This is a genomic window from Halomonas sp. V046 (genome assembly GCF_052645355.1).
On record NZ_JBQXYF010000078.1, the window covers coordinates 1 to 255 of the forward strand.

1 rRNA gene is annotated in these 255 nt (G+C 52.2%); it reads right to left on the reverse strand.

Going from position 1 to position 255, the window contains the following annotated elements:
• Nucleotides 1-209: ribosomal RNA gene (locus tag ACUN9Y_RS22325) — 23S ribosomal RNA — on the reverse strand; the annotation flags it as partial.
• Nucleotides 210-255 lie beyond the last annotated feature (46 nt).

The following is a 255-nucleotide window of genomic DNA, read 5'->3' on the forward strand; positions in this document are numbered from 1 at the left end:
GTACTTAGATGTTTCAGTTCCCCTGGTTCGCCTCCCAACACCTATGTATTCAGTGTGGGATACCCAAGTTACCTTGGGTGGGTTTCCCCATTCAGAAATGTCCGGGTCACAGGTTGTTTGCCACCTCGCCGAACCTTATCGCAGGCTTCCACGTCTTTCATCGCCTCTGACTGCCTAGGCATCCACCGTATGCGCTTCATCGCTTGACCATATAACCCGAAAGGGTCTGTCAATCGATGACGCACGACAATTGCC